The sequence below is a fragment of the Palleronia caenipelagi genome, from assembly GCF_007004065.1.
Taxonomy (GTDB): domain Bacteria; phylum Pseudomonadota; class Alphaproteobacteria; order Rhodobacterales; family Rhodobacteraceae; genus Palleronia; species Palleronia caenipelagi.
Genome location: NZ_VFSV01000077.1, coordinates 1 through 7,573 on the forward strand (window position 1 = coordinate 1; position 7,573 = coordinate 7,573).

The window sequence follows — 7,573 nt, forward strand, 5'->3', positions numbered from 1 at the left end:
CCAATGGCGACCATGCCAAACTTGCCCGGGGCTCCGCCCGTTCAGGGCTGAAAACAGTCCACCGGACTGTTTTCCGAGCGCCCTTCACCCTTCATTGTCAGGCACGTCTGGATAGCTTCATCGCTGAAACTCGGCTGCCGCCCACGCTTCCCGCTGGGCGGCAGCTTCCACATCATGTCGGGATCGAACCAGATCGTCAGCGATCCGCGCTGGCACAGTGCTTCATTGTAAGCCGACCAGTTCGTGGTCTTGTCCTTCGTAGGGGCCCAACTGCTCATACCTTCCAGCTATCACGCTGGGTTCACCCAGTGAATCCCTCACTCGATTTGTGCAACAAGGCCGGCTAAATGGTTCAAACAAGCGTTACGGAACAAGGGCATAACTGCGTGCTTTCAGCATTTCAAGGCGGGTGACCAATAGCTTACCTTTCGGCCATCACTGTTGGAGAACCTGCAATTTAAATGGTTGTGGCGCTTAGTTCGTTGTAACCTTAGGTTTATGTAGATGGGGCGGAAAAACCGTCCCAAACAAAGATGCCAATGAAGTCAGGTACATGTGGGGGCATTCAAATTGAGTTCGAAAATTCATTTCGTCACAGGTCTACCCCGCTCGGGAACGACACTTCTGGGCGCGCTTTTGAAGCAGAACCCTCGCTTCGAAGGCGGGATGTCTAGCCCGCTTGGTCCAATTTTGACCCGTTTGGTAACGGCCATGTCACCCGGAAATAACGAATTCGCCGTGAGCCTCAGCGATGCACAGCGCAAAGCGATGCTGCTGGCGATGATTGAGGCCTATCAATCGACTCTTGCGGCGCGGCCCGATGTGCTCTTCGACACGAACCGCCTGTGGTCGTCCAAGCTACCGCTCATTTCTGAGCTGTTGCCGGATGCCAAGGTCATCGCCTGTGTGCGCGATCCGGCCTGGGTGGTGGATTCCTTTGAGCGTCTGGTGCGCAGGAATGCAATGGGCGTGGCAAAGCTGTTCGCCTCAGAAGACGACAGGGCCACAGTTTTTTCCCGTGCCGATGCGCTGACGCGTCCCAAAGGTGTGGTCGGCTATGCGCTTTCGGCGACGAAAGAGGCGTATTACTCTGATGAAGCGGACCGGCTGTTGCTGGTAGAGTACGACTATCTTGCAGCCCGCCCGCGGGAGACGCTGCAATTAATCTATAATTTTCTCGAAGAGCCCTGGTTCGAGCATGATTTTGAGAATGTCAGCTATGAGGCGGACGAATTCGATTCTCAACTGAACCTCAAAGATCTGCACCGTGTCTCGGGGCGAGTGGAGTTCAAAAAGCGGCGGACGGTTCTGCCGCCGGATCTGTTCAACGCGTTAAGTCAGCAGGTGTTTTGGCGCGATCTCACCGGCACCCGTGCGAAGGCAATCGTCGTGAAATAATAAAGGCCCAAACGAGCCGGAAATGGCTGATCATGCCTCTTTGGGTTGACAACCTCCATGACGACAACGCTAAAGTTAATGGGCCTATACTTTTGGGTAGTTTGATCGGTACGCGTTGCGGGGGAAGAATATCATGGCATTTTATAAACCCACTTATCTGGCACCCGTTGGTGAAGGCGATGTGCTCGTCGTGCAGACCGGCGATGACGGGTTTGTCGATGACGGCGTTCTGACCTTTCGCGAGGCTCTGACGCTCGCCGAGGCCAGCCCGGGCACGCAGGAGATCCGGTTCGCACCGGGCGTATCGACGGTCCAACTCGACAACCTTTGGGAGACGCAGGGTCTCGAAGTTCCTTTCTACGCGGATATCAATTCCGATGTGACGATCAACGGGGACACCGATGGGGATGGCCAGGCAGATGTCACCATTAACGGGTTGGGGAACGGAAACGTTCTGACGATCCAGGAGGGTGTGACCGCATCGCTTGAGAGCCTCATCATCACCGGCGGCGCGCCGATCAATCAGGCGGGCCTGCCAGACGTGCCGGAGAATGACGGCGTCGCCGATGGCTCCGGAGACGCAAGCCGGTATTCGGGTGGATTTGGCGGGGATGGCGCCGGCGCGTTTTATTACGGCCAGAACGTGGGCGGGGACGGCGGCTTTGGTGGCAAAGGCGGTGATAGTGGTTACAACGGCCTTGCCGGTGACGGTGGATGGGGCGGCGATGGCGGCGACGGCGTCGATAATTTTTCCAATCCCGGTAACGGCGGCTTTGGCGGTGATGGTGGCCTGAATATTGGCGGTGGGCTGTTTCCTGGATTCGAAGGCCGGCCTTCGCTGGGTGGCGATGCTGCTGGCGCGATCTGGAACAAGGGCACCCTGACCCTCTCTCGGGTCGAAATTTATGGCAACAGCGCCGAAGGAGGTGATAATGGCGATCATCCCTACCTCTACACGGCAATTGGTGAATTCGATGGAGGGCAGGCTGCAGGGGGCATCCTGAACGATGGAGACTTGTCGGTCTCTGACAGCGCCTTCTCTACAACCTCAGGCAGCACCGGCGAGATGACGGGCAATACCGGCTTGGGCGGCTGGGGTACGGTGGAGAGTATCGAGTCAGTCTATTCTCCGCCTGCCCCTGAGCAGGGCGAACCCAACGGATATTACTCTGACCAAAGAGTTTCTACAGATGTGCGGGCGAGCGGGGTCGACGGAATTATCAACGGCAGAGGTCCGTCATTCGGAGAGTTGGGCGCGACGCAGACCTTTGAGACCCCGGTTGTTACGGTCGCAGGAGACCTGGCCTCCTTTGCCGATCTGAATGACACGTCATCTCTGCCTGAGCTGACGACGAACCTCACCTATCTCTATGCCGGGGATCTCGCGATTGCCGAAGGAGAGACGCTGACCTTCCACGTCAACCGCCTTGGCGACCTGAGCGGCACGCAGCAGGTTGACTGGTCGATCTCAGGCGACGGAGATTTCGATGTGATGTCGGGCACACTGACCCTCGCCAGTGGGGTCCAGAGCGACTCGGTGACCGTCACCGCGCTGAATGACATGACCGCCGAAGGGTCCGAGACCGTTGTGCTGGAGATCGCATCAGCTGACGCGACCCTCGGAACGAGTTCTGCGTCCGTGGTCATCGAGGACCGCGTCCCCGGACTTGACGGAATTGTTGACGGCACGTCTGATGCCGACATCATCGTGACTAACTACGTTGATGCCTTTGGCGATGTCCTGACCGACGGCAAAACGGCCCACAGGGTCTTTGCCTATGAAGGTGACGATGTTGTCGCGATTGCCAAGGGGCGAGGGATCGAGGTTTCGGGGGGTGCGGGCGACGATGTGATCCGTCTAACCTCCGCGACTGGAACAGTCACGGGAGATGAAGGCAACGACACAATTTTCACCGGTGTGCGGTCGATGATCGTGGACGGTGGCAGTGGTGCCGACAGGCTGGTTGCAAACATGGGGTATGGCGCCAGACATATTTTGACCGGCGGCGAGGGAGCCGATACCTTCGAGTTCACCGCAGCTTCAGCGACAAACATGAACGTCGCAACTGTGACGGATTTTGATCTGGCGCTCGATACCCTGATTATCGAAGGCACTGTCGTTGATCTCACCAATCCTGGCAGTGGTTTCGGTGTCGAGACGACGACCGATGGCCATTTCGTTTTGAGCTACGGAGATAACGACGAGATAATATTTAATGACTTGGGCGGTGGTGATCTGCTCGTAGTCTAGCGCGAATAGTGAGGCATCGGCTCGGGCTTACATTGAATGGGCTGTCCCAGCCCGAGCCGTAGACTTACCTGTGGTGATGTCGCGCCCCCGAGACGGCGCCGGCTACTGCTACTCCACAGGCATTGTCTGGGCGGTCAGGGCTTGTCAGTGGCATTTTTTCATAAGTCTGAGACTGAGAATTCACCGCGCGAATACATGCCGTTAGTCGCGCTGCATGAAGCACACCCTTGTCCAACCGCGGTCGTGCGACGAACTGGGCTGGCGACAACGCCGTTCGGCGTAAGCGGGTGAGTCTGCCATCTGGGTCAACAATGACATGATCCGGCGCGCGCCGCGTGACGAACTCCTTGGATGTCCACCAGCCTTTTCCGTTGAGCGATCCGGTTCTGCGCGTCGATCAAAGTGCTTTTCAAGCTTCCGTTGGGCCACACCTTGGGGAGGGTGGCGAGCCAATTGAAGCTGGCGGTGCTCGACTGGTCAGATTCGAATTTTTCCACCTTATGCCCAGGCAGAAGACCTTGGCCATGCAGATCCCCTGTCGCCGCGCCGATGGCCCACCGAACCTGCTCGTGGACAGCACCGGGGTCAAGTTCCTCGGCGACGGCGAATGGTAGGCGCCGAGGGGCTGAAAACCCGGGCGAAGATCTACGCGCTGCACGCGCCACAGGTCGATTGCATCTCGAAAGGCAAGGCTCGCAAGCGGTATGTGCTTTGCACCGAGGTCAGCATGGCGACGACGATCGACGAGGGCTTTGGCGTCGGTCTGCGGTCCATGCCGGGCAATCCCTGCGACGGCAACACGTTGCCGGAGGCGATGGAGCAGGTGGGCATCCTGACCGGTCAGACGTCTGCGCTGGCCGTCGTCCACGGCGTGACGCGAACGCAGGTCCTTATTAGCGACACCCGCCGCAGCCAGACCCCGGCGCTCAAACTGATGCTGCGACGGGGCCGCGCCATCGAGCTGGAAATCGGCCACATGGAACCCGACGGCCGCCTGTCACGTTTCCCGCTGGAGGGTGCGACCGGCGATGCCATTTTCTGCGGCTGCGCCCACAGCCTCCGCAAGATCGTCGCGCATCTGAGGCCTCTCTTGGCTTTTCTGATCGCCATCGTCGCCACAGTCATCGCCGCCGCCATACCTGATATCTGCCGCAAAAACGACCAGAACGGCAGACTGCAAGTTCATTCAGCTTGAACTATTGAACCAAGCGGGGCCAATCGAAGCTCGGTCCGTATTGCCGACACGCGGCGATGCTGCATACCGGGTCGAACGGCAGGAAACGCGGGCCGCAACGCAGCATCTGAATTGGTGATGAGCGTCGGGTCTGGGCCGAGACCGACGGTGCGCCGGTCGGAGGCTCGGCCCGCTATGCCGCGCCGCCGAGTGTCGGTTGTGAGCCCAAGAGAAAACCTCTTTAGGCGAGCTCATCGAGCAACTCGCCTGGCAGCAAGCCACAATAAAACCAACGTTGGTACGGACAAAGCTGGCCCCAGAAAGTAGACGAGCCAGCCAAGTTGATTGTTCGTAGAAGAAAGTGCCCAAGCGGCTGATGGTGCCATGACTAATATCCCGGAAGCGGTACCTGGTTGAATTTTTCTGTAGAAAGCAGACACCGCTAGCTGGGAGACTGCGTTCGCAATCAAAGCCGTTGAAACTATCGCTATTAGCCACCCGGCGTTGAAAATCAAACCGCCCGCACTGAGAATCGCGACGAATGCAGAAGCTAAGATGAGCGCAGAAAATCTAACGCTTTTGCGTGAAAAGCCTGGGCCAAATTGATCAGCAATCCGAGATGGGAGTGACGGCCCACCACCTCGCCATTCCGCGTAATTTTGCACTGCCAGACCCGCGTTCATGGCTATCGTCGCTATCGTTTCCATTTCGCGACGATTTGCCAGTTCAGCCTTTTGGTCAATGGCCGCCTCGTTCGTTTGGCCGACACTCGACAGGTGAAAATGCTGCGCACATAATTGAACGGCAGGAAACGCGGGCAGCATCGCGGCGGCTGAGATGGAAATGAGCGGCGGCACAGGGCCGGAGTTCGGCGACCACAGCTTGGCTTTGACATACTGATGTTGCGAAGCACTGATCACCAGCAATGAGCCCTTACTGGACGGCCAGATACGTCATGTTGTGGAGAGCAGTATCACGCCTGCTATCAGCACTCCGCAGCCGATCAGTCGCCAGACACCGACCGCTTCTCGCAGGATCAGCATTCCCATTAGCGCGCCGACCATCATCGACATTTCACGCATTGGTGCCACCAAGCTGAGCGGAGCGCCTCCCGTCAGTGCTGCGAGCACGAGAATATACGAGAGCGGTGAGAGCAGTCCCACCCCAAGTGCGGTCCACCAGTTCCGGCGCATCGCCGCAATGGTATGGCCGGGGTTCGCAAGGACCCATGGTAGCAGCAGGAAAAACCGTAGCAGATTGGTGAACCAGTCCAGCACAACAGGCGCGATCCCGAGGGTCTTGACCGCGTAGGCGTCAACCACCGTATAGCTGGCGATTAATGCACCGGTCACGCCGCCCCACCGGATACCCGCCTGCCCATCGTGACTGGTGAAGGCGCGGATCTTTCCCTGTGTCGCGATCAGCAGGATGCCGGCTACAACCATAAGAAGCCCTGTCAGACCTGTACCAGTGGGCGTCTCGCCAAGGATCAGAAAGGCCCCGATGCTCGACAACATTGGCCCGGTTCCCCGTGCTACAGGATAGACAACCGAAAGGTCTGCCAACTGATAGCCTCGTTGCAGGCAGAGACTGTAAGCCAGATAGATGACTCCGCTGAGCAGAACGAAGCCGATCCCTGCCAAGGTCCAGCTGATGCTACCTGTAATCAGTAAATACAGCACCCACGGGCCATAGGCGACGCAAGCGATCAGGTTGTAGGCGAAGACGAAAACCGGGCCGATCGATGCGGCACGTTTCGCGAGCAGGTTCCATGTGGCGTAATGAGGGATGCAAGAACAACGAGTAAGATCTGGCCAAGCGTCATTGAGACCTCCTGATACGCCGGTCAGGCGCGGTTGATCTCGACGTCTCCTCCCCTAGGCTTTTATCCTTTGGGTGCTGGCCCGGGGAACTCCCCCGGTCTCTGTAACGCTCGGTCCTGAGGCAGATCGCCCGGAACCCTAGTCACCACTCAGTCGATGTTTGCAGCATACTCACCGCCAACCAGAACAAGCAAGATCCGAACGGCTGCTCGTCCCACTTTAGCAACCTGAGGGAGACAAACATACTGCGCACCCGGTCTAACGGCAGCAAACGCGAGTGGGGCCGCCGCATCGCGGTCCCAGAGAGATGTCTGCTTTGGGCCGGGAGCGACGGCGTGTCGATCAACGACCCAGCCCGCTATGCCGCATCGCCGCGTGTCAGCTTGGAGCCCAAACACCGAAGTCAATAGATCAGCACTTTGCGCAAGAAGCGGGTCGCTGAGGCGGCTTATGATGTAATTCAATGGTCCAAATTCCACAGGACCATTGAAATGCTTCAGACAACACTTGCACTGATTTTGTTTCTGTTTCCCCTTGCGTACAGTTCTGGGCCTGGAAACATGTTTTTCGCAGCCAATGGTGCGCGGTTCGGGTTTCGAGCTACGATACCGGCCAATGTTGGATATCACAGAGGTGGTCCTTGAAATTCGACCAGTTTGCCGCCGTGCTAAGCTATAGCATTGGTTTCATTTCAGGCGGCAACCTTCAGGTCCGGAGATTGCCTGTCATAGGCCTCGTCCGGCGTCATGATCCCATGTGATGAGTGCGGGCGTCTTTTGTTGTAGTAGCTGATCCAGTCACCGATCCCGTCCCGGGCTTCGGAACCTGTTTCGAAGGCGTTCAAGTAGACGCATTCGTATTTGAGGGATCGCCAGAGCCGCTCGATCATCCGGTTGTCGATCCAGCGGCCCCGGCCATCCATCGAGA

General features: G+C 57.9%; 5 protein-coding genes and 4 pseudogenes. 5 read left to right on the forward strand and 4 right to left on the reverse strand.

The window, feature by feature from the left end; genetic code table 11:
* Positions 1–89: 89 nt before the first annotated feature.
* Positions 90–278: pseudogene (locus tag FEV53_RS19015) on the reverse strand (transposase); the annotation flags it as partial.
* 292 nt (positions 279–570) lie between these two features.
* On the opposite strand from FEV53_RS19015, the gene FEV53_RS19020 reads away from it, so the two are divergent.
* From FEV53_RS19020 to FEV53_RS19040, 4 genes and pseudogenes are all read left to right on the forward strand, one after another.
* Positions 571–1,398 (forward strand): sulfotransferase family protein, encoded by an 828-nt coding sequence (locus FEV53_RS19020; protein ID WP_142836272.1) that lies wholly within the window; start codon positions 571–573, stop codon positions 1,396–1,398.
* Positions 1,399–1,531: 133 nt separating this feature from the next.
* Complete coding sequence (locus FEV53_RS19025; RefSeq protein ID WP_142836267.1) at positions 1,532–3,649, forward strand: calcium-binding protein; 2,118 nt, start codon at positions 1,532–1,534, stop codon at positions 3,647–3,649.
* Positions 3,650–4,051: 402 nt separating this feature from the next.
* Positions 4,052–4,263: pseudogene (locus FEV53_RS21725) on the forward strand (transposase).
* Positions 4,264–4,277: 14 nt separating this feature from the next.
* Positions 4,278–4,844: pseudogene (locus FEV53_RS19040) on the forward strand (transposase family protein); the annotation flags it as partial.
* A gap of 230 nt (positions 4,845–5,074) precedes the next feature.
* Here the strand turns inward: FEV53_RS19040 and FEV53_RS19045 are convergent.
* Positions 5,075–5,749, reverse strand: coding sequence for a hypothetical protein (locus FEV53_RS19045; protein WP_142836270.1), 675 nt, complete (start codon positions 5,747–5,749; stop codon positions 5,075–5,077).
* A gap of 27 nt (positions 5,750–5,776) precedes the next feature.
* Positions 5,777–6,673: a DMT family transporter gene (locus FEV53_RS19050; RefSeq protein WP_142836271.1), complete on the reverse strand. Its 897-nt coding sequence runs from the start codon at positions 6,671–6,673 to the stop codon at positions 5,777–5,779.
* A gap of 464 nt (positions 6,674–7,137) precedes the next feature.
* Here FEV53_RS19050 and FEV53_RS21730 point away from each other — a divergent pair.
* A pseudogene (locus FEV53_RS21730) lies at positions 7,138–7,275 on the forward strand (LysE family translocator); the annotation flags it as partial.
* A 62-nt stretch (positions 7,276–7,337) separates the two neighbouring features.
* On the opposite strand, the gene FEV53_RS19060 reads toward FEV53_RS21730, so the two are convergent.
* Positions 7,338–7,573: integrase core domain-containing protein (locus FEV53_RS19060; protein WP_142834892.1), on the reverse strand; the 236-nt coding region annotated here is incomplete at its 5' end.